Below are 20,571 nucleotides of genomic sequence, written 5' to 3' on the forward strand. Positions count from 1 at the left end.
AATTTTACCGCCCTAAACGCTTCTTTTGGTAACGATGAAACCACTGTGCAAACCATAGCGCTAAAAAAGCCACGCTTAGCGATAGAACTATTAGCCGTTGAATAGCGGCCTCTGTATCTGGTTGTTGCATTAAGCTATACATAGCTAAAGGCAAAGTACGCGTTTCATTTGAAATATTACCCACAAAGGTAATGGTGGCCCCAAACTCCCCTAAACTACGGCAAAAACATAAAATAGCTCCAATTAAAATGCCACTGCTGGCAAGAGGCAAAGTGACATGAAAAAATGCCCCTAAAGATGAGGCACCTAACGTCTTTGCTGCCATTTCTAAACGCTGATCGACCAGTTCAATCGCTAGTCGAATAGATTGTACCAATAGCGGAAAACCCATCACTGCCGAAGCAAGAACGGCGCCTTTCCAGTTAAATGCAAAATCAATTCCGAGCGGTGCCAAATATTGCCCAATAATGCCGCGACTGCCAAAAACTTGTAAAAGCAAATAACCAGGTACAACTGGCGGTAGCACTAAAGGTAAAAACACCAATGTTTCAATAAATGACTTACCCCAAAACTCTTTACGTGCCAAAAACCATCCCACACAAATTGCAGGAATAATACTGACCACAAGACAACTTGCTGCAACCTTACAAGAAAGTTGCAGAACGCTGAGTTCTTCTGGAGTTAAAGAAAGCATCATGGTTTTGCTGAAGCCAACACACTAAAGCCATATTTTTTAAAGACAGCTTTGGCTTGGTTGCTTTGTAAAAATTGATAGAACTTTGTTGAATTTGGAGTCTTTTTAACTATCCCTATAGGGTAAGTAATTGGCGAATGCGTATTTTCTGGAAATACGCCAGCTACAGTCACATCTTTGCTAATCGCTGCATCGGTTGCATAGACAATCCCAACCTGACATTCACCACGCGCAACAAAATTTAATGCCGCTCGAACATCTTCTGTTTCAACTAACTTAGGCTCAATACGGTTCCACCAACCTAAATTAGTAAAAGCTTGTTTAGCGTATTTGCCTACAGGCACACTTTTGGTATCTCCTGTACAAATCTTTCCAGTAAAGACTTTATTGGGATCAGTGGTTTTATCTAATTTTATATTTAATGGTCTTCCTTTAGGTGTAATTAAAACCAAACGGTTACCTAATAAATTTATGCGGTCATTTGCTGCAACTCGTTTTTTGTTTTGCAGATAATCCATCCACTGGGTATCTGCTGAAATAAAAATATCCGCAGGTGCCCCAGCTTCAATTTGTTTAGCTAAGGTTGATGAACCAGCATACGAAGTTTTAACTTCTACTTTATTCTGTTTTTCGTAAATTTTTTCTAAATCATTAATTGCATTGGTTAAGCTCGCTGCTGCATAAACGGTAACCGATTCAGCCTTGGCTGGAACATTAAAGACTAATCCTATGCTGAGCACCGAACAGGTTAAAGCCAACTTTTTTATCTTCGTATCACTTACCATTATGTTTACCTTTTTGTCGTTTTTTGCAGCGATATATACTCAAGAATATAGCGATAAGCATAGACGATGAAAAGTAGAAATTATTTATAAAGAAAGATATTTTTTCTGAACAATTAAAAATTATAGTTAAGCAAAACTGATTCGCTCTTAAATTCTTTGATTTATAAAATATTTCTCATCTTATTTCTTTAAATAGCTACTCATAATTTGATAATCATGTTCTAAGGCTTGTCGAGCATTGATTTCCATTTGGCGATAATGCTGTAAGACTTTCTGGCCTAAAGCTGTAACAGCTGCCCCACCACCATGTGTTCCGCCTGTTTGAGTTTCAACTAAAGCTGTTTCAAAGCACTGATTCATGGTGTCGACTAACTGCCATGCACGGCGGTAGCTCATATTCATAGATTTTGCAGCTTGTGAGATCGAACCAGTTCTTTCAATTGCTTCAAGTAAATCTGCTTTACCCGGACCAAATGCGATGTTTTGCTCTAAAAGAATTCTAATTTGTAATTTTAAGTTTTGTTCTTTCATAGACTTAGTTCACAAAATTTCATTTTATGCTCCTTAACATTATAAGGAACTTTAATAGGTTAAAACACATAGAATTTTTAAATCTATACTCTTTCCTAAAAAGAGTTCGATCAAAAAATCAAAACTGCACAAAGTGGATAAAGATCTGGAAAAAACGGATAGAGGCAAAGGCTTAATCGCGGTTCAATCAGTTAAAAGCTGATTGATTGGAGGATTGAGCAATGACCTCATCTAATTTAAAACAATGGAATGATTTTATAGATGGATGTATCGACTTCCGTCCTAACGATGGCGTGTTTCGTATTGCACGTAATATGTTTACCGAGCCTGAACTATTTGACTTGGAAATGGAATTTATTTTTGAAAAGGTTTGGATTTATGCATGTCACGAAAGTGAGATTCCAAACAATCATGATTTCCTAACCGTTCAAATTGGCCGTCAGCCGATTATTGTGAGCCGTGATGGTAAAGGCGAACTACATGCCATGGTCAATGCTTGTGAACACCGCGGTGCGACCTTAACACGTGTTGCTAAAGGTAACCAATCTACATTTACATGTCCGTTCCACGCATGGTGCTATAAGTCAGATGGCCGTTTGGTTAAAGTCAAAGCACCTAGCGAGTACTGTGAAGATTTTGATAAATCAAGCCGTGGCTTAAAACAAGGCCGTATTGCTAGTTATCGAGGATTTGTATTTGTAAGCCTTGATAATCAAGCAACAGATTCTCTAGAAGACTTTTTGGGCGATGCAAAACTGTTTCTTGATTTAATGGTTAACCAATCTCCAACAGGTGAACTCGAAGTATTACAAGGCAAGTCATCTTATACCTTTGCAGGCAACTGGAAACTACAAAATGAAAATGGTCTAGATGGTTATCATGTAAGTACCGTTCACTATAACTATGTCTCTACAGTTCAACACCGTCAACAAGTCAATGCATCAAAAGGTGAAGAACTCGATACGCTTGACTACAGCAAGTTAGGTGCCGGTGACTCAGAAACTGACGATGGTTGGTTTAGCTTTAAAAATGGCCATAGCGTATTGTTTAGTGATATGCCGAACCCAACAGTTCGTCCGGGTTACAGCACGGTTATGCCATATATGGTGGAAAAATATGGCGACAAATATGCTGAATGGGCAATGCATCGTTTAAGAAATTTGAACTTGTACCCTAGCCTATTTTTTATGGACCAAATTAGTTCACAGCTTCGTATTGTTCGCCCTGTTGCATGGAATAAAACTGAAGTCATCAGCCAATGTATTGGTGTGAAAGGTGAATCTGCTGAAGCGCGCCGTAACCGTATTCGCCAGTTTGAAGATTTCTTTAACGTATCAGGCCTTGGTACACCAGACGATTTAGTTGAATTCCGTGAGCAACAAAAAGGTTTTCAGGCACGACTTGAACGTTGGAGCGATATTTCTCGTGGCTGTCAGTCTTGGGAATATGGCGCGACCAAAAACTCACAAGATTTAGGCATTCAACCCGTTATTACTGGCCGTGAATTTACCCATGAAGGACTCTATGTAAACCAGCATGGACATTGGCAACGTCTAATGCTTGATGGCTTAAATAAGAAAGCATTGAAAATGCAGGATATTACTTTTGAAAACAATGCCATAATGGATGAGGTGTAACCATGTCACAAGAACTACATTTTGCTGTATCTCAGTTTTTGTACAAAAAGGCAGAGCTTTGTGATGCTTATGACTGGGATGCCTACCTAGAGCTTTACGATGAAGATAGTGAATATCATATTCCACAGTGGATTGATGACCATAATTATGTTCAAGATCCAAATCAGGGCTTGTCTTATATTTATTATGCGGACCGTACAGGCCTTGAAGACCGTGTATTCCGTATTCGTACCGGAAAAGCAGCCTCTGCAACGCCATTACCACGTACTTTGCACAGCATAAACAACATCCGAGTTAAAACATTGGATGATGGATTAATTGAAGCAAAAGTTGCATGGCAAACGCTTTATAACCGTCAAGGTTTAGAAGGCTGTTTTTACGGACACGCTACTTATCTTTTACGCCAAACAGCAGATAGTTTCCGTATTCGTCGTCAGCACAGCATTTTGCTGAATGACAAAATTGATTCCGTTTTAGACTTCTATCACGTTTAAGGGGAATGAAAATGGGACATTCAGTTGCACTTAACTTTGCCGATGGCAAAACCTTTTTCATTTCGGTAAATAACGACGAATTGTTGCTTGATGCGGCAGTTCGCCAAGGAATTAACCTGCCGTTAGACTGCCGCGAAGGTGTTTGTGGCACCTGTCAGGGACAGTGTGAAACCGGCATTTATGAACAAGAATATGTTGATGAAGATGCATTAAGTGAACGTGATTTGGCCGAGCGAAAAATGTTAGCTTGCCAGACCCGTGTAAAATCCGATGCAGCTTTTTATTTCGATCATGATTCTGCGATCTGTAACGCTGGTGACACTTTAAAAATTGAAACCAAAGTGACTGCGGTTGAGCTGGTTTCTGAAACAACAGCAATTTTGCATCTTGATGCGAGCAGTCACGCTGAACAACTTCAGTTTTTGCCAGGTCAATATGCTCGTTTGCAAATTCCAGATACTGAAGATTGGCGCTCATATTCATTTGCAAACAGACCAAACGCAACCAATCAATTGCAATTCTTAATTCGTCTTTTGCCAGATGGTGTGATGAGTAATTATTTGCGTGATCGTTGTCAGGTCGGACAAACCCTGCTTATTGAAGCCCCACTTGGTAGTTTCTATTTACGTGAAGTACAGCGACCACTCGTTTTTGTAGCTGGGGGAACAGGGTTATCGGCTTTCTTGGGAATGTTAGATAACTTAGTTGATCAGCCTAACTCACCTGCCATTCAGTTGTATTACGGCGTAAATAATGAAACCGATTTATGTGAACAACAACGTTTACATGCCTATGCTGAACAGCTACCAAACTTTAGTTATCACCCGATTGTGACTAAAGCAACCGAAGCTTGGCAAGGTAAAGCCGGCTATATCCATGAGCACTTAAATAAAGATCAACTGGCCGAGCAGGCTTTTGATATGTATTTATGTGGTCCACCGCCCATGATTGAAGCCGTGAAAAATTGGTTAGATGAGCAATCTTTGCAAAACTACCGTATTTACAGCGAGAAGTTTTTACAGAGCAATACCTCACGTTGAAGTGTAAATAATTTAAAAACCACTGAAACCTGAAATGATTCAATATACTCTGCAAGGGGTATATTGAATTTTTGCATAAAAATTAAAAGTTAATATATATCAATAAGATAAAACAATAAATTTCGACAAAATAAATTGACCAGCTCACTCGGATTTGCTATAAATTTTGATAGATCTTAAGGAATAAGATCATGATGAGATTAACTTATAGCGCCTTTTATATCCCCCTATTCTATTTCTCGAATTTACTAAATTGATGGACAAAATCCGATGTAAAAATTTGAGAAAATCATATTAATTAGCGGTTAAATTGGTCTGTATTTTGCTTATATCTCATTGTAATTTGCGAGTAACTTAATTTTTTAAGTGCCGTATTTACTTGCTGTGCAGCGAAGTTTTAAAGCTCTTGCAATACAAGTAAATACAGGAGTGAGCCAAAAGGGATAAATATGAACCAAGCCAACTCCCCAGAACTCAGTGGGCGTCATTTTCAAAATGAGTCTATCTTTACCAATCATAATCTGGTGTTTGATCACCACGATTTAAGCGAAACTTGCCGAAATGTAGGCCAAATTTTTAAACCGCATGATCTTAAAATCTCTCAGCAGAAGCGAGATTTCAGTGCAACCATGCACCATGTTAAAACAGGCGCATTGTCTATTAGTCGCTTGGAATATGGCGCGGATGTCATCATTGAACCAGATCACCTTGATAACTTTTACCTAATTCAAATCCCAACTCAGGGCTATGCAGAAATCGAGTTTGGTTCACAAAAGTTTATTTCTTATTCTCAAGTTGCTTCTCTTATTTCACCTCAGCAATCTTTACGTATGCGCTGGCATGCGAACTCACCACAGCTTATTCTAAAAGTTTCAAAGGATGATTTTACGTATCATTGCCGTCAGCACATTGCCGATTCAGAAAATAACTTACTCGTTTTCGACCCAAAATTAGACTTTGCTACACAAAGTGGAGCCTATTTTTTACAACTCGTTAGAACATTGATGGATGCTTTGGCATGCGAGCAACACCCGCTTCATCATCCTTTAGCCTTTAAACAGTTTGAGTCAAATTTGTTTAATGCACTCATTTATGGTCAACCCAATAACGCATTACATAAAATAGATCAGCATAAAGAAAAAACAGTCTCTCCTTATTTCGTGAAGCGTACAGAAGCCTATATTAAACAACATTTACATGAGCCGCTGAATGTCGAAATTTTAGCTGAACATGCAGGCGTAAGTGTGAGAACATTATTTACTGGTTTTAAAAACTATTTGGGCACTACCCCAATGTCTTATTTAAAAGAATTACGTTTTGAACAGGCTCATTTAGAGCTGATGCACAATGAAAATCTCTCGGTTACAGACATTGCATTTAAATGGGGATTTAGCCATTTAGGCCGTTTTTCTCAAGAATATAAACGCCGTTATGGAGAGTTACCTTCGTCTACCCGCCGTTCTGGTCAAAGCGAAGGCTCAGGCTTAATTACTTCAATTTTTTCATAAACTAAAATAGATAAAAGCCTTTTATATTTTAGATATAAAAGGCTTTTTTATGACTTAAAAATGATGAACATAACGAACTTGTAGTCGCGTTCCCTCTGGACGGTTTTCAGCATCTTGCTCAAAATAAGCATTTACGACCAAATGATCATTTTTAGAAAAACTATACATTGCGCCTGGGCCAATAGCCCAAACTTGTTCACGTCGGCCTTTAACTTTTTCACCATCCACTTCAGTATCTATCACTTGTTTTAGCCAATAGCCATTTAGTCCTAAACGGAATTGTTCGGTAATGGCATAATCTGTTGCGAAGTTTGCATGAATTGCTTGCCCAGCTTGCATATCATTTGCTCCAGCAAACGCATAGCTTGGGTCATCATTTTTAAAGTTATAGAGATAATGGATACGTGTTGAAGCGGTCCATTTGGGATTAAACCAATATGTGGCAGCCCAATAAGGATCAAATGAAACAGCGTTATTACTGGGGTTAATATCTTTTTGCTGGTCGTATTCCCCAGTAGGTAAATTCACCTGAAATTCAAAACGATGTACAAACTTCGGCCCTTGTGCACCCATGATTGGATCGAACTGAATAAAAGGTCCAATCATAATGTCCCCAAAGCCACTTTGAGCTTTAATTACAGCATTATTCAAGCCATCATCCATGTCCATTTTGCTGACAAAAGGAACCAGAAAATTTATGCCTAGACTGGCTTTATCTTTTACTCGGACATTCGATAAATAACTAATCTGCTCAACTAGTACTTGATAATTTAAATCTGTTTTAGGTAAACCTAATTTTTGTCCATTGGCATCGACCAGTTTATTACTATCGTAATTTTGAAAATAGGTTTGAGCATACCAACCGGGCCCTGCGGGTAATCCGCCATCGAGAAAGCTAGTCATACCTAAGTTTACGGTCGGTAAATCATAGGCATGAGAAACTAATGGCAAACCTAATAATGTCCCTGCTAAAAAGCCATGCTTAATTAAAGTGCTTTTCATCTTCTTATTTCCTATAAAAAAATCACGACCGGATTGATCGTGATTGTGGTGAATTAATGTGCTAATTCAGGATGTTCTGCGGCAATCCGATACTTTCCTGCGTGGAATACCAATGGTTCACCTTGGCGTTGTTGGTATTGTTCAATTTGACCAATAAAAATCAGGTGATCTCCGCCCTCATACTGATTTACATTTCGGCAAACCAAGGTTGCGAGTGCATCGGACAAAATTGGAACGCCTGCATCGCATTGCTGATGGGCAATACCTGCAAATTTATCTTCAGCACCCCGAGCAAAATGTCCTGAAAGCTGATGATGCTCTTGTGCCAACATGTGAATGGCAAAATATTCAGCCTCTACGAAATCAGACAAACTTGGCGCTGTTTTTGAAAGACTCCACAAAATTAATGGTGGGTCTAAAGATAGCGATGAAAATGAATTGGCTGTCATTCCTATTTTTCGACCATCTTTACCACGAGTTGTAATCACGGTAACGCCAGTTGCAAACTGTCCAAGCAAATTACGGATTTCTCTCGGGTTTTCAGCATTAATTGCTTGTAAAGCTAAAGTTTCAATTGTGTCCATTTTTCATATCTCCCTTTGACTATGACCTAGGCTACTTTTGCTGCGGTTTTTGAGGCCAAGAATGCTTGAGCCTGATTTGCATCAAACCACCAAGGAGCAAAGGCACGAGGGTCATCAAAGTTATTGGCCATAATGGAAGCAATGCTCTGGTTTTGGCTTGCGGCTGCTAATAGCTCAACAACATGGGGCTGCGGTGGTACTAATAAGCTATTGGTCCAAGCCACGACTTTTTCTGCATAAGCCCAATAACGTTCAAAAGTTTGAACCATCCATTGTTCACTAAAGTTTTGATTATCATTGGCTAAAATGGCATCGAAATAGATTTTGCTACACTTAGCAGCGTTGTTTGAGCCTTGACCAGTAATCGGATCATTCACCACCAAGGCATCTGCCATACCAAAAATTTTCTTGCCAGACGGTAAGGTTAAAACGGGTTTGCGTACTGTCGGTGGGAAACGCCCTGCTAAATATCCACCAGCATCGGTTAACTCAACATTTGTGCAGCGTTCATATTCCCAAGGCACAAATTTCTTGAGTAAGTCTAAACTGCACTGCAAATGCTGTTCCGGTGTTTTGACGTCTTGCCAACAGTCCATTGGCCCATTTGGAATACCTTCAAAGACCATGATGTCGCAAGGACCATTCACGGTAAGTGCGGGAAATGAAAAGTATTCGCCGACTTCAGGAATAATGTTAAAAGTGACACGAGAATAAGGTGAAATTGGCTTCATGTTCTTGACATAGGTCAAAGCCAAAGCGCGCTGAGGTTTATCAAAGACACTGCGTGCATCATCACGCTCAAACTGTTTAACGACTTCACCTTTACCAGCGGCGAGTAATACAAGTTCGTAGTCGTTTGCGAGTTGTTCTAACTCTTCTATTCCAACATCCTGAATCACCAATTGACCGCCACGGCGTTCAAATTCTTCCATCCAATATGGCATTTTGACGCGTTGGTCGACCGATTGAGCGTAGCGCTCAAGACGAGCACTCCATTCAAATGCTTTACCACCATTTTCAGGATTAACTAAAGCCAGCCCGATGCCTTCTACCGCTGGACATTGTTCTTCCCAAAAATTTAGTCCCAAGTCACGTTCAGTTTGTAAAGCGGTATGAAACATACACTGGCTTGACATGACTTTACCTTGACGGATTTCATCGGCAGTTCGGTTGGTGATCATGGTCACGTCATAGCCTGTATCTAATAAACCTAAACCAAGCTGTAAACCAGACTGCCCTGCTCCAACAATTGCAATACGGCGCATAATATTCTCCATAATTTTCTAAATGTGCTTTTAAAACGCTGTGCTATTCGGCTAAACGTGGAATAGCAGGCTGTGATCCTTCAGGGCCCATCACTGAATATCCGCCATCGACCGCATAATCTGCTCCGGTGACAAAACTTGCAGCGGGTGACAATAAAAACAAAACAACATTGGCGACTTCTTCGGGATGACCCAATCGGCCTAGCAAGTGATAATCGGCTGCCACGCTATCGGCTTTTTCGCGGTTATTAGCGCTGACTTCTGCAATGACACGAGACCATGTCCAACCCGGTGAAACGGAGTTGACACGAATACCGTCGGCAGCAAAATCCATTGCCATGCTTTGTGTGAGTTGACGTATCGCGGCTTTAGAAACCGGATATAACCAGCGTCCTGTTTGTGCCACTTTGGCCGAGATTGAAGTAAAATTAACGATTGAACCTTGCTGCTTTTTTAGGTCATGGTATAAAGCACGGCTCAGCTCAACTGTAGAGACCAAATTAATATCGAGTGCTTGTAACCAGTCCTGACGTGAAGATTTAAAACCGTCATCTAAGTAAGTACATGCCAAATTCACCAAGTAGCTCACTTCACCTAAATGTTGATGAATATCTGCCACAGCTTGTTGAATAGCCACATCGCTGGTTAAATCGGTTTGAATAAACATCACATCATGGTTAAAGCTTTCTGCAATTGCCTTGCCTTTGGCATCGATATCTAAGATAGCGACATGAGCACCAGCACTCACTAAAGCTTGTACAACAGCTTTACCAATCAGTGTTGCGCCACCGCTCACCACAGCGACTTTTCCTTTTAAATTTATATTCATTGCAAATACTCCTTAATTGATCGGCTTGCCTTCACTACTTGACCAAGATGGCATCAACGTATTTGAAGGAAGATCTTCATCAAGAAGTTTTCGTGCTGTCTCAACACCTGCAACGGGTAAGCCTGTTGGGTCTAATAAACCAATTTGAACGAGTACCGACGCTTGGTCCCAGTAAATATGCTCATGGCACAACTTTGAACCTCTGAACTGGATTACACCTAACATTGGAATTTCGACATATTTACCAGTCGGTTTTACACCTGGTAATAACCAGTCAATTTCAGCATCGTGGGTAAAGCTCATAATGAATTCGTCTACCACTTGCGTTGAGCCAACCGTACGAGAGATCGAAGTGATCTTCATATCTTTCGGGTTCTGGTGAACAAAGTGATATTGATAAAAACGGGCAAGCTGGCTTTGGCCTACACCACCAGTTAAAGTTGGAATATGGTTGACATAAGGTTCTGCGACCATTGTTGCCATGGTTGCTGGGACATCACGCGTATCGAACTCATGCCGAATATGCTCTTCCCATAGCGCCACTAGGTCATATTTCGGCCCAATCGTTTCATGTAGTACTGTTACTGTACGCTCGTGAGCAAAGCGTGCTGAAGGTTTGTGGTAATGGTTGCTTTTTGGTCGTGCAAAGGCATGATCAACACCTTCGTAAACATAAGCTTGTACATTTGAATATCGGTTAGCTGCATCAACAATCCCTTGTCTCGCATCTGGCGGTGTAAATTGGTCCAGTTCTGCAATATGTAAAACCAAACGTCCTTTTACGTTGGCTAACTCATCTAACGCTTTTTCAATGCCTACACCGTAATAACCTACAGCACATGCTACTTCCGAAAGTCGACAACCCGCAAGATAAGCAAGCTTTCCACCTAAACAATAGCCCACTACGCCGAGGCCTGTAGAGGTATCACATTCTGGTCGTGTCTTTAAAAAAGTTAAGCTGTCTTGAATATCTTCAACACCGAGGTTTTCGTCATATTGCTGATAAAGTTCAAAAGCTTTTTGAAAATCTTCTGGTGTGTAACCCAGTTCAATATTAGGTGCTACACGCCAAAATAAATCAGGTACTAAAACGGTATAGCCTTCTTCTGCAAGAAAATCTGCCTTTTCCCGCATTGCTGCATTCACCCCAAAGATTTCCTGACAAAGCACCACACCAGGTCCTTTTCTTGTTTCTGGTGTCGCTAGATATGCACTGAACTGCTTTCCAGATGCAGTTTTAATTTGAATGGTTTGACCAGCCATAGTGTCAACTCCTGACATTGTTATGGCTTTATCTTCTATCTGAAATTTTTTTTAGACTGTCCAAAAGCTGCAAGCATTATCCAATCTCTGCGCAATTATCAAAATCAATCAAACTGGATAAAAATTAAAAACAAAGAAACATCTATATTTCAAAAACTTAAATTAAAAAATTAAATTACTGCTTTTTATCTAATTTGGAAAAAATGGATGAAGATTAGGACTTATAGGATAGTGAAGACTGGCTAAAAATAGTTCAATCAAAGATACAGGTTTTGTAACGAATACATTGAATTACTCAGGGAATTAAATAATTTTAAGAAGGAATACATATGAAAACGATAGATGCGAATACGATTATCAATCGTGAAAAACTGTCTCCCTTACAGTGGGTGGTTTTTATTCTAGGCTTTTTTGTCTTTTTCTGTGATGGTCTAGACACAGGAATTATTGGTTTTGTTGCTCCGGCATTACTAGATGACTGGGGAATTACCAAGCCTCAACTTGCACCAGTTTTAAGTGCAGCCTTAGTTGGCATGTCAATTGGTGCAATCATTTCGGGACCCTTAGCCGATAAATTTGGCCGTAAAGGTGTTATTGTTTTTACAAGCCTTTTGTTTTCCATTTTTACCATTTTGTGTGGCTTTGCCAATTCAACTCAAGACTTAATGATTTATCGCTTTATTACAGGTGTAGGTCTAGGCGCGGCCATGCCAAACATCAGTACCATTGTCTCAGAATATATGCCTGTAAAACGTAAAGCATTTCTTACAGGTCTTGCTGGCTGTGGATTTATGCTGGGTATTTCTTGTGGCGGTGTGTTGTCAGCTTATCTATTAGAAAGCTATGGCTGGGCCAAAGTGATTATTATTGGCGGAAGCATTCCCCTAATTTTAGTGGTTGCTTTATTACTTAAATTACCTGAATCAACTCAATATTTGATTACACGTCATCAGCAAGATAAAGCACAGCGTATTATAGAAAACATTCAAGGTCATTCTTTTCAAGAGCCTGTAAAACTTGTTTTAACTCAAGCAGAAACTGTATCGGATGAAAATCCAGTTAAAGTGGTTTTAGGAAAGTATCTTTGGGGTTCAAGCATGCTTTGGCTCTGCTGTTTTACTAGTCTTTTGGTGTTCTATCTTTTAACAAGCTGGATGCCAACGATTTTAAAAACAGCAGGTTTCAGTACCCACCAGTTTAGTTTAATTGCCGCGATTTTCCCTTTTGGTGGTGTAATTGGCGCAACCATTATGGGATGGTACATGGATAAACTGAACCCAACTACAGTTATTAAATATTCATATCTGATTGCTTTCGTCCTATTCATTGTTGCAGGTTTGGTGAGCTCAAATATTTTCTTATTGGGTCTTACTATCTTCTTAATTGGTGCATTACTCGCTGGTGCACAGTCTTCATTACTGCCACTTGCAGCTATGTTCTATCCAGCAGTATGCCGCGCGGTTGGTGTTTCATGGATGCATGGTATTGGTCGTATCGGTGCAATTTTAGGCGCCTTCTTTGGCTCGCTCATTTTCACTTTCAACCTAGGCTTAAGCGGTATTTTCTTTATTCTAGCAATACCAACCTTCATCTCATTTATTGCACTTAGCCTAAAAGTAATTTATGAGAAATCTAAACACAAACAAGTGTTAAAGCTCGAAGAAAGCCTATAAATATTAATCGATAAATAAAAAACTGATTTAGTTGCCTAAATCAGTTTTTTATTTGGAAAATTAAATATCAGAAAATTTTGCCTTTGGTCTCACTTGGGTTTTCTCCAAATTCTTCACGATACTCTTGAGAAAAACGGCTTAAATGGTTAAAGCCCCAGTCATACGCAAGCTTTGAAATAGAAACCTTTTTATCTGCTCCTGTAGTGCTCAAGATTTTGTAAATTTGTTGAAGACGATATTTTTTCAAATACGACATTGGGCTGGTGCCGTAGTATTGTTGAAATTCATCATACAATTTTGATTTTGAAACCCCAGCCAAACGCTGCAAGTCTTCTGCACAGATTTCTTCGTGAGCATGTTCAATAATAAAATTACGAACCTTTCGAATATAAGCTGGCTCATCTTGATGTGAGAGTGACTTTAAAGCTTCAGAGTAGTTGTTTTCTTGAGATAATAGTAAGGCTTTAATTACAAAATTTTCATAGTCTTCAGATAACATCTGTAAACCATAAAAATTGCTATATTGCGATTTTAGCTGTAAAAAATTCTGAATATTCTTCCACCATGCACCAATCAGTTGCTCCGAGTCCAAATGCATTTCAGGATTAAAAATGATAGGCGTTTCTATAGGTTTGTTCAGTAGATCCGCAAGAACAATCTGCATACTCCGCTCAGGAATAACCACCTGAAATTTTCTACAGTCTTTATCGATAATCAGATCTTGTTGATCATTATTTGAAACAATTAGGCCTCTGTTTTCATCAGATTGATAATGTGCACCACGAATGTTGAGAGCTTGTCGCCCCTGTATAGGTAAACTAATGCTATACGCTTTTAAATTTGAGATGTTGATAGCGACGTTTGCACCATAACTGATTGTGCCGATTGCCATTTTTTTATTGGGCAAACGCATTCCGTCATAGTGGAAATCGAGATTATCTTTGTAAATTGTGTCTAGACGGTGTTCACCACAAATTGTGGACATTAGATTCTGCGCAAATTCAGCTTTGCGTGAATAATGATTGAGCTCCATCTGTTGGCTGAGTGATATCATATCCTTTTCACCTAGCTAAAACTTATTGCTAAAAAAGCAACTTGTATGCCAATTAATATCCTTTAATTGACGAGTTTTCCTGAAAAATATCTAATCAGGAAATAGCGTAAATATTACTTTCTCATACTCTATTAAATTTTAAAAATGGAAATAAGTTAAATACCTTTAAAGTATAAATTTATACCCTAACGAACTTATTTTCTTAGTTTTTTATAACAAGTTATAGTAGAGATAAAGCATTATTTTTAACAGTAGATAATCATAAATTTTTAACGAATAAAAAACCGCTTATATAGAATAAGCGGTTTTTATAAAACAATTAAATTATTGGGCCGTATAACCGCCATCCATCACGACAGCTTGGCCTGTTACCCCACCTGCTTTTTTACTCGCAAGGAAAATTGCATAATCAGCGATTTCTTCGACAGATAGCAAACGCTTTTGAGGAACCATTGCCAAAATTACATCCTCAAGTGCACTGTCTAAACTTACATTACGGGTTTTAGCCAAATCTGCAATTTGACCACGGACCAATGGTGTATCTACATACCCCGGACATAAAGCATTTACCGTAATACCATCACGTGCACATTCCAAAGCTGCAACTTTTGTTAGGCCAATTACGCCGTGTTTAGCACTGTTATAACCTGCCTTTCCAGCGAAACCAATCAAGCCATTAATTGAAGCCATATTAATAATACGGCCATATTTTTGAGCTTTCATGATTGGAAAAACATGTTTAATACCAATAAATGCCCCTGTTAACATAACCTGAACTAGCTTTTGAAAAACAGCCGTTGGAAACTCTTCAATAGGTGCAACATGTTGGAAACCAGCATTATTAATTAAGATATCAACCGTACCAAAGGTCTTTTGAGTCAGCTCAATGGCTTGTTTATAAGCGTCTTCATCGGTCACATCACATGGTGCAGATAATGCTTCAAAGCCTTGCTCTTTAAGTGAATTCGCCGTTTCTTGGCACTTTTCGGCATTCATATCAGAAATAACAACTTTGGCACCTTCTTGAGCAAATTTCTTAGCAATCTCTAGACCGATACCACTTGCAGAACCTGTAATAAAAGCAACTTTACCGTCTAAAAGTTTAGTCATCTATTTACTCCTTAATACTTATAACGTGCTGATTTAAACAATACCCGTTACGGTAAAGACCGTAATCACCACAAATACCGCTAATGTCTTAATTACTGTGACTGCAAAAATATCTTTATACGATTGTTTATGGGTTAAACCTGTAACAGCAAGTAAAGTAATGACAGCACCATTATGCGGAAGCGTATCCATACCGCCTGACGCCATCGCAACCACACGGTGCATGACTTCTGGTGGAATACCAGCAGCTAAAATCGCAGCGTTATAGTGTTCAGCCATCGCACTTAAAGCGATACTCATACCACCAGAAGCTGAACCGGTAATACCTGCTAATACTGTTGTAGTCACAGCCCCATTCACTAAAGGGTTTGTAAAAGTACTGCTCATTGCATGACTAATCATGGCAAAGCCCGGTAATGACGCAATAATTGCACCGAAACCATACTCAGAGGCCGTATTCATTACTGCTAAAAGTGAGCCACCAATACTGGCATTAATGCCCTCTTTAAAATTCGTCGCTACACGTTGATAATCAAATAAAATTGCAGAAATAATCCCGACAATAAGCGCAAGACCAACCGCCCAGATCGCACCAGTTTTTGCTACATCTACGGTGTAGTCAGCTAAACCGACAGTGGCAAAATCAAAGCCATTTGGGTACCACTCTTTAATTGCTTTAGACAAATATTTGTTCATTACCGCAACAAGAATAAGGGGTACAAACGCTAAGAACTGACGAGCTGTACTTCCATTATTTTGCAGAGTCATTTCGACTTCAATTTCTTGAGACTGCATATTGTCTATACCAAAACCAGAGAATCCTTCCCCAGCTTTTGCAGCAGCACGGCGACGCCATTCTAAGTAGCTTAAACCCATGCATAAAACAAAAATAGCACCAATAATTCCTAAGAAAGGTGCGGCATAAATATTGGTACCAAAGAATGTAGTTGGAATTACGTTTTGGATTTGTGGAGTACCCGGCAATGCATCCATGGTGAATGTAAATGCACCAAGCGCGATGGTTCCCGGAATTAAACGTTTTGGAATATTAGCTTGTCTGAATAACTGATTGGCAAAAGGATAAATGGCAAATACAGCAACAAATAAACTTACACCGCTGTAGGTTAAAATTGCACCTAATAGTACAACGGTTAAAATTGCTTTTTTTGCTCCAATCCATCTTACTATGGTTCTAGCAATAGACTCAGCAATTCCTGACATTTCAACGACTTTACCAAAAATTGCCCCGAGCAAAAACACAAGAAAGTAATCTTTAATAAAGTTCACCATTTTGGGCATAAAGACACCCGAATAAAACGGTAAAACATTGGCTGGGTTAATGAGTAAAACTGCAAGTAAGGCACAAATTGGTGCCATGAGAATGACTGAAAAGCCCTTGTAAGCTGTGTACATTAACAGCCCAAGCGAAAGTAAAATTACAAATAATTCCCACATATATTCCTTCTCCATAAAGAATAAATATTTTAGAAATTCCATATCTATTTGATTAATTTTAAGTTTATTAGATTTATTTCGATATCCTGCAAAATAAATGCAAAATTCCTGCAAAACAGTTAAATCTAATAATCATTTTACTGACATAAGTGACAACATCTATTTTGAAGCTTTATATAAAGATTTCTTTTTTAAGATGTTGTATTTTTCATGTAAATAACCATCTAGACATTACATCTATTAGAGTTATTTTTGTACTGATATTTGAGAGGAATTACAAAAGCATAAAAGTATTAATTTTCTAGTTTTTATATGCTCATTACATAAAAAAGCCCTCCGTAGAGAGCTTTTAAAGACGCGGGTTCAACTCCCGCCATCTCCACCGAAATATTAGTTTCTATTCAGCAAATGATATCGATCCATTGGTGGTAAATGCCAAGGATGAGTATCTATACGCTTGTGTAACTCAGCTCTCTTATCTTTTTCAATGAATGACCAAGCAACAAAGCCACCATCATTGAAATAGTCATGGATTGCTGCAGCCATGTGCGGATTAATTCCTCGTACAGCAGGTCCAAACTGTCTCCACCATCCGCTTAACCAAGCCAGATATATCGCCATGGCTCTAACATTGGTATCTAGTCCTGTATTACCGTTTTTATTACTCATAAGAGCAATGAGATGATGAACGTATTCAACAGCTACAGGAATTTGGTCAAATGGAATCTCATCTATACCTTCTACAGCAAACCGCTGGTGCACCAGTTTGTAGGCATCAGAGAAATTCAGGTTTTTAGTTTTGGCCACTAGTAAGTGAATGGCATCGTTGAGAGCTACACGTTCGGATTTATGAGTTTTATATTTTGGTTGAACTTCCCTATCTAGAATATCTAAAACCCATTTACGGAATTGTTTTGCAATTGCTGTTTTGGCAAACATTGCAATAAGGTGACAACCTCGAAGTGAAAAAACCCGTATACCCAAATTGGGTAGCTTAGGATTATTAATAAGCTGCGTCATATTCTCTGTAAACTCATCCGAATTACGGTTGAAAATTTTACTAACAGCATTTTCCTGCTTATAACCTAAAGCCTGTGCTAATTCGGAAGATGTGATCCAAACTTTTTCATCATTTTGTTGTATAGGATGTAATGTTACTGTATTGAATGTTAAACTCTTCATATCAATTTTCTCGCTGAAGATTGGTAAATCGCCCCGAGATCCGCCAAGATTGTTCGGGGCGTTTTTACACCCCACTGGGGTGTTTTTAAAATTTATTATTTCTCACCCCTCTTGTCAACCCCAGTGGGGTTTATTATTATGAAAATAATTTCCTAACGTTAGATCCACATTCATGAGTAAACATTTAGGGGTCGAATACAAAGTTCGAATGCCGCAAGAATTAAAAGATAAGATTGCAGATTCTGCTAAAGAACTAAATCGTTCTATGAATGCGGATATTGTGGCAAGACTTGAAGATAGCTTTCCTCCAACTAATCACCAAGAAGCTTATAAAAGATATATCAATAAAAGAATTCTGAACCTAACTTACACTATTGAACGTCTTGAACTTCAAATTGGTAATGCTAATTTTTTAATAAAAACAAATGCTAATGATATTGAAAAGACTACCAAATGGAACACAATTAAAGAATTTATGGTATTAGAAAAAGATAATGCTATAGAAAATTTAAAGAGTTTATACACTAAAGAATTTGAAAATATAGAAATGAAATCACTTGATGAAGAAACAAAAGAACTTTTAGTAAAATATGTAGATATAAAAAAAGCACCCTAAGGTGCTTTTTTTATTACTAAAATCTTAATCAACTTTGTTAAAGTTCTTTAAAACTTTGTAAGTAATGTCTTGATTAGTAGCATCGATTACTTCCAATAAAGCACCTTTATAACCTATTTGCTTAGATTGGCTTAAATCATATTCAACATCATTATTGAATGCAGGACGTGCTTGATTACTTGAGAATTCACGATAGCCTACATTAATTTTATTTCCGAATTTTCCACTATAAATTAAAGTTTGTTGGAAGGAATTATCTGATGCAATTGCTACTGTCTTCATGGTAGCTTGATGTTTATCAGTACAGTTTTTTGCATTAAATACTGTTACTACACAAAGCTTACCTTCAGTATCTAGCATAACTACTTTAAATGGGTCAGCTAAAGGGTTTTTCTGAACTATTCCTCCACCACTGACTGTATTGAATGGCTGAAAATATTGTCCTTTTTCATTTTGGCCCGTTTTTAAGTAGAAGCCTGAAGTAAGTGAATAGGCAAAACTAATTTTAATATTTTCAGGCACATTTAGAACTTCACGGTCGACTACCATGCCTTGTTCAAGCATTTGGTCTCCTACAAATGCTTTATTAACTGAACCAATTGGCGGTTTGCTTATATTTTTAGGGACAGCTTGATAATTGTAGGATGGAGAAGCGCAACCAACCATGCCAATACTTAAAATTAGTAAACTAATATTCTTTTTCATGATTTAACCAGTTTTATAAATTTAACTAACTGTAACAAAATGATTACTAATTGTCACATTGTAAATTTTAATGTAATCTTTTAAAAATTAACCTAATATTTTGTATCTATATAGATCATGGAAATAAAATATTAGGCTGGTTAGTAGTTGAAAAGCATTATGAGTAAATAGATAGAAAATCGCATAAGGGAAAATGATGTGATTTAATTTTATTCTTAGATGCTATTAAAATAATAGATGTATGATGAGGTAGAGTAATTGTGGATGAAAAAATAAAGAAAATTTTGACGCAATGTTTAGATTGCAAACGAGAAACTAATCACGAAATAATTGCTACTAAACTATATGAAACCTATATTCCTTATGAATATCACGATGGTAAAGAATATTCGATTGTTCAATGTCGAGGATGTGATCAGGTCTCTTTTTTAAAAACATACCATGATTATGAATCAATATATCCAACAGGCTACAATGATGATTTTGAACATGTCAGGTCATATACTAATTATTATCCTGATGCATCTCAAATTCTCACTAAATATAAACGTTCGCTACCTAAGGATTTATATACAATTTATTCAGAAACAAAAGTTGCCTTTACCCAAAACCTTAATATTTTTACAGCAATCGGAATCAGATCTATTATTGAATGTATCTGTAAAGATAAAAAAGTTATTGGAAAAAATCTTGAAAAGAAGATTTCAAATTTAAAAAACCTTGGTGATATTTCTAAACGAGATGTTGATCTACTACATAGTCTAAGGTTTTTAGGAAATGACGCAGTTCATGAATTAATCAAACCAGAAGAAAATGATGTTAAGGTAGCTTTTGACATCATAGAACATTTAATTCAGGCAATCTATTTAATGCCTAAAGAATTAAAAAACACTAATTTTAAAGTTCATTTAGATGAATATACAAAATTTGAAAATTTTATTATCGAAATGATTAGAAATCATATTGGTTTTGATTTTAGCTACAATTATTCTATTAAAAAGTTAGTTAGTCCTCGTGGTAAAATCCCTTATGGTAAGTTTAGTGAATTTGAACAAGAACTTAACTCAAGAATAAATTCTGGAGATATTGATTGGATTGAAATTGTTTCAAATGAAGCTCAATCTAGTGAAAGTCAAAATGATAA

The 20,571-nt window shown here is 37.9% G+C and carries 20 protein-coding genes; 7 read left to right on the forward strand and 13 right to left on the reverse strand.

What is annotated here, in order from left to right:
• Positions 1-4: 4 nt before the first annotated feature.
• The 3 genes from modB to ACH8JV_RS12970 form a co-directional block, all read right to left on the reverse strand.
• Complete coding sequence (modB, locus tag ACH8JV_RS12960; RefSeq protein ID WP_017400332.1) at positions 5-697, reverse strand: molybdate ABC transporter permease subunit; 693 nt, start codon at positions 695-697, stop codon at positions 5-7.
• Positions 694-1,479 carry a molybdate ABC transporter substrate-binding protein gene (gene modA / locus ACH8JV_RS12965; protein ID WP_396521652.1) on the reverse strand — a complete coding sequence of 262 codons (786 nt, stop codon included), beginning with the start codon at positions 1,477-1,479 and terminating at the stop codon, positions 694-696. The genes modB and modA overlap by 4 nt, the downstream gene beginning before the upstream one ends.
• Positions 1,480-1,659: 180 nt before the next feature.
• Positions 1,660-2,010 (reverse strand): winged helix-turn-helix domain-containing protein, encoded by a 351-nt coding sequence (locus tag ACH8JV_RS12970; RefSeq protein WP_138149957.1) that lies wholly within the window; start codon positions 2,008-2,010, stop codon positions 1,660-1,662.
• Between the two features lie 221 nt (positions 2,011-2,231).
• On the opposite strand from ACH8JV_RS12970, the gene antA reads away from it, so the two are divergent.
• The 4 genes from antA to ACH8JV_RS12990 all read left to right on the forward strand — a co-directional run bounded on the left by antA (position 2,232) and on the right by ACH8JV_RS12990 (position 6,689).
• Positions 2,232-3,647, forward strand: a complete 1,416-nt coding sequence (gene antA, locus ACH8JV_RS12975; protein ID WP_396521654.1) for an anthranilate 1,2-dioxygenase large subunit — start codon at positions 2,232-2,234, stop codon at positions 3,645-3,647.
• Between the two features lie 2 nt (positions 3,648-3,649).
• Positions 3,650-4,141 (forward strand): anthranilate 1,2-dioxygenase small subunit, encoded by a 492-nt coding sequence (gene antB, locus ACH8JV_RS12980; protein WP_000076811.1) that lies wholly within the window; start codon positions 3,650-3,652, stop codon positions 4,139-4,141.
• Between the two features lie 5 nt (positions 4,142-4,146).
• Positions 4,147-5,181, forward strand: a complete 1,035-nt coding sequence (antC, locus tag ACH8JV_RS12985; protein ID WP_396521657.1) for an anthranilate 1,2-dioxygenase electron transfer component AntC — start codon at positions 4,147-4,149, stop codon at positions 5,179-5,181.
• 449 nt (positions 5,182-5,630) lie between these two features.
• The gene (locus tag ACH8JV_RS12990) at positions 5,631-6,689 is read left to right on the forward strand and encodes an AraC family transcriptional regulator (protein ID WP_396521659.1); all 1,059 of its coding nucleotides are present in this window, start codon (positions 5,631-5,633) and stop codon (positions 6,687-6,689) included.
• A 54-nt stretch (positions 6,690-6,743) separates the two neighbouring features.
• Here ACH8JV_RS12990 and ACH8JV_RS12995 read toward each other — a convergent pair whose 3' ends face one another.
• The 5 genes from ACH8JV_RS12995 to ACH8JV_RS13015 are packed head-to-tail and all read right to left on the reverse strand — an operon-like array spanning position 6,744 to position 11,632.
• Positions 6,744-7,691 (reverse strand): transporter, encoded by a 948-nt coding sequence (locus ACH8JV_RS12995; RefSeq protein ID WP_396521661.1) that lies wholly within the window; start codon positions 7,689-7,691, stop codon positions 6,744-6,746.
• Between the two features lie 53 nt (positions 7,692-7,744).
• Positions 7,745-8,275 (reverse strand): flavin reductase family protein, encoded by a 531-nt coding sequence (locus ACH8JV_RS13000; RefSeq protein WP_151762045.1) that lies wholly within the window; start codon positions 8,273-8,275, stop codon positions 7,745-7,747.
• A gap of 26 nt (positions 8,276-8,301) precedes the next feature.
• Entirely contained in the window at positions 8,302-9,540 is a 1,239-nt protein-coding gene (locus ACH8JV_RS13005; protein ID WP_396521663.1) for a styrene monooxygenase/indole monooxygenase family protein, read from the reverse strand.
• Between the two features lie 43 nt (positions 9,541-9,583).
• Positions 9,584-10,369, reverse strand: coding sequence for an SDR family oxidoreductase (locus tag ACH8JV_RS13010; RefSeq protein WP_396521665.1), 786 nt, complete (start codon positions 10,367-10,369; stop codon positions 9,584-9,586).
• 12 nt (positions 10,370-10,381) lie between these two features.
• The gene (locus tag ACH8JV_RS13015; RefSeq protein ID WP_396521667.1) at positions 10,382-11,632 is read right to left on the reverse strand and encodes a dienelactone hydrolase family protein; all 1,251 of its coding nucleotides are present in this window, start codon (positions 11,630-11,632) and stop codon (positions 10,382-10,384) included.
• Between the two features lie 329 nt (positions 11,633-11,961).
• Between ACH8JV_RS13015 and ACH8JV_RS13020 the strand changes: the two genes are divergently transcribed.
• Positions 11,962-13,305, forward strand: coding sequence for an MFS transporter (locus ACH8JV_RS13020; RefSeq protein WP_396521669.1), 1,344 nt, complete (start codon positions 11,962-11,964; stop codon positions 13,303-13,305).
• A gap of 67 nt (positions 13,306-13,372) precedes the next feature.
• On the opposite strand, the gene ACH8JV_RS13025 is transcribed toward ACH8JV_RS13020, so the two are convergent.
• The 4 genes from ACH8JV_RS13025 to ACH8JV_RS13040 all read right to left on the reverse strand — a co-directional run bounded on the left by ACH8JV_RS13025 (position 13,373) and on the right by ACH8JV_RS13040 (position 18,106).
• Positions 13,373-14,359 carry an AraC family transcriptional regulator gene (locus tag ACH8JV_RS13025; protein ID WP_001987950.1) on the reverse strand — a complete coding sequence of 329 codons (987 nt, stop codon included), beginning with the start codon at positions 14,357-14,359 and terminating at the stop codon, positions 13,373-13,375.
• A gap of 324 nt (positions 14,360-14,683) precedes the next feature.
• Complete coding sequence (locus ACH8JV_RS13030) at positions 14,684-15,469, reverse strand: 3-hydroxybutyrate dehydrogenase (protein ID WP_396521671.1); 786 nt, start codon at positions 15,467-15,469, stop codon at positions 14,684-14,686.
• Between the two features lie 33 nt (positions 15,470-15,502).
• Entirely contained in the window at positions 15,503-16,924 is a 1,422-nt protein-coding gene (locus ACH8JV_RS13035) for a GntP family permease (protein ID WP_396521673.1), read from the reverse strand.
• Between the two features lie 390 nt (positions 16,925-17,314).
• The gene (locus ACH8JV_RS13040) at positions 17,315-18,106 is read right to left on the reverse strand and encodes a Bro-N domain-containing protein (RefSeq protein ID WP_396521675.1); all 792 of its coding nucleotides are present in this window, start codon (positions 18,104-18,106) and stop codon (positions 17,315-17,317) included.
• Positions 18,107-18,278: 172 nt separating this feature from the next.
• Here ACH8JV_RS13040 and ACH8JV_RS13045 point away from each other — a divergent pair, with 172 nt between their 5' ends.
• Positions 18,279-18,722, forward strand: a complete 444-nt coding sequence (locus ACH8JV_RS13045; protein ID WP_396521677.1) for an Arc family DNA-binding protein — start codon at positions 18,279-18,281, stop codon at positions 18,720-18,722.
• A 24-nt stretch (positions 18,723-18,746) separates the two neighbouring features.
• On the opposite strand, the gene ACH8JV_RS13050 is transcribed toward ACH8JV_RS13045, so the two are convergent.
• The gene (locus tag ACH8JV_RS13050) at positions 18,747-19,427 is read right to left on the reverse strand and encodes a hypothetical protein (RefSeq protein WP_396521679.1); all 681 of its coding nucleotides are present in this window, start codon (positions 19,425-19,427) and stop codon (positions 18,747-18,749) included.
• Positions 19,428-19,687: 260 nt separating this feature from the next.
• On the opposite strand from ACH8JV_RS13050, the gene ACH8JV_RS13055 reads away from it, so the two are divergent.
• Positions 19,688-20,571 (forward strand): DUF4145 domain-containing protein (locus ACH8JV_RS13055; RefSeq protein WP_396521681.1); only part of this gene is annotated, 884 nt, incomplete at its 3' end.

The sequence above is a fragment of the Acinetobacter sp. ABJ_C5_2 genome (genome assembly GCF_044538485.1).
In the GTDB taxonomy this organism is placed as follows: Bacteria; Pseudomonadota; Gammaproteobacteria; order Pseudomonadales; family Moraxellaceae; genus Acinetobacter; species Acinetobacter nosocomialis_A.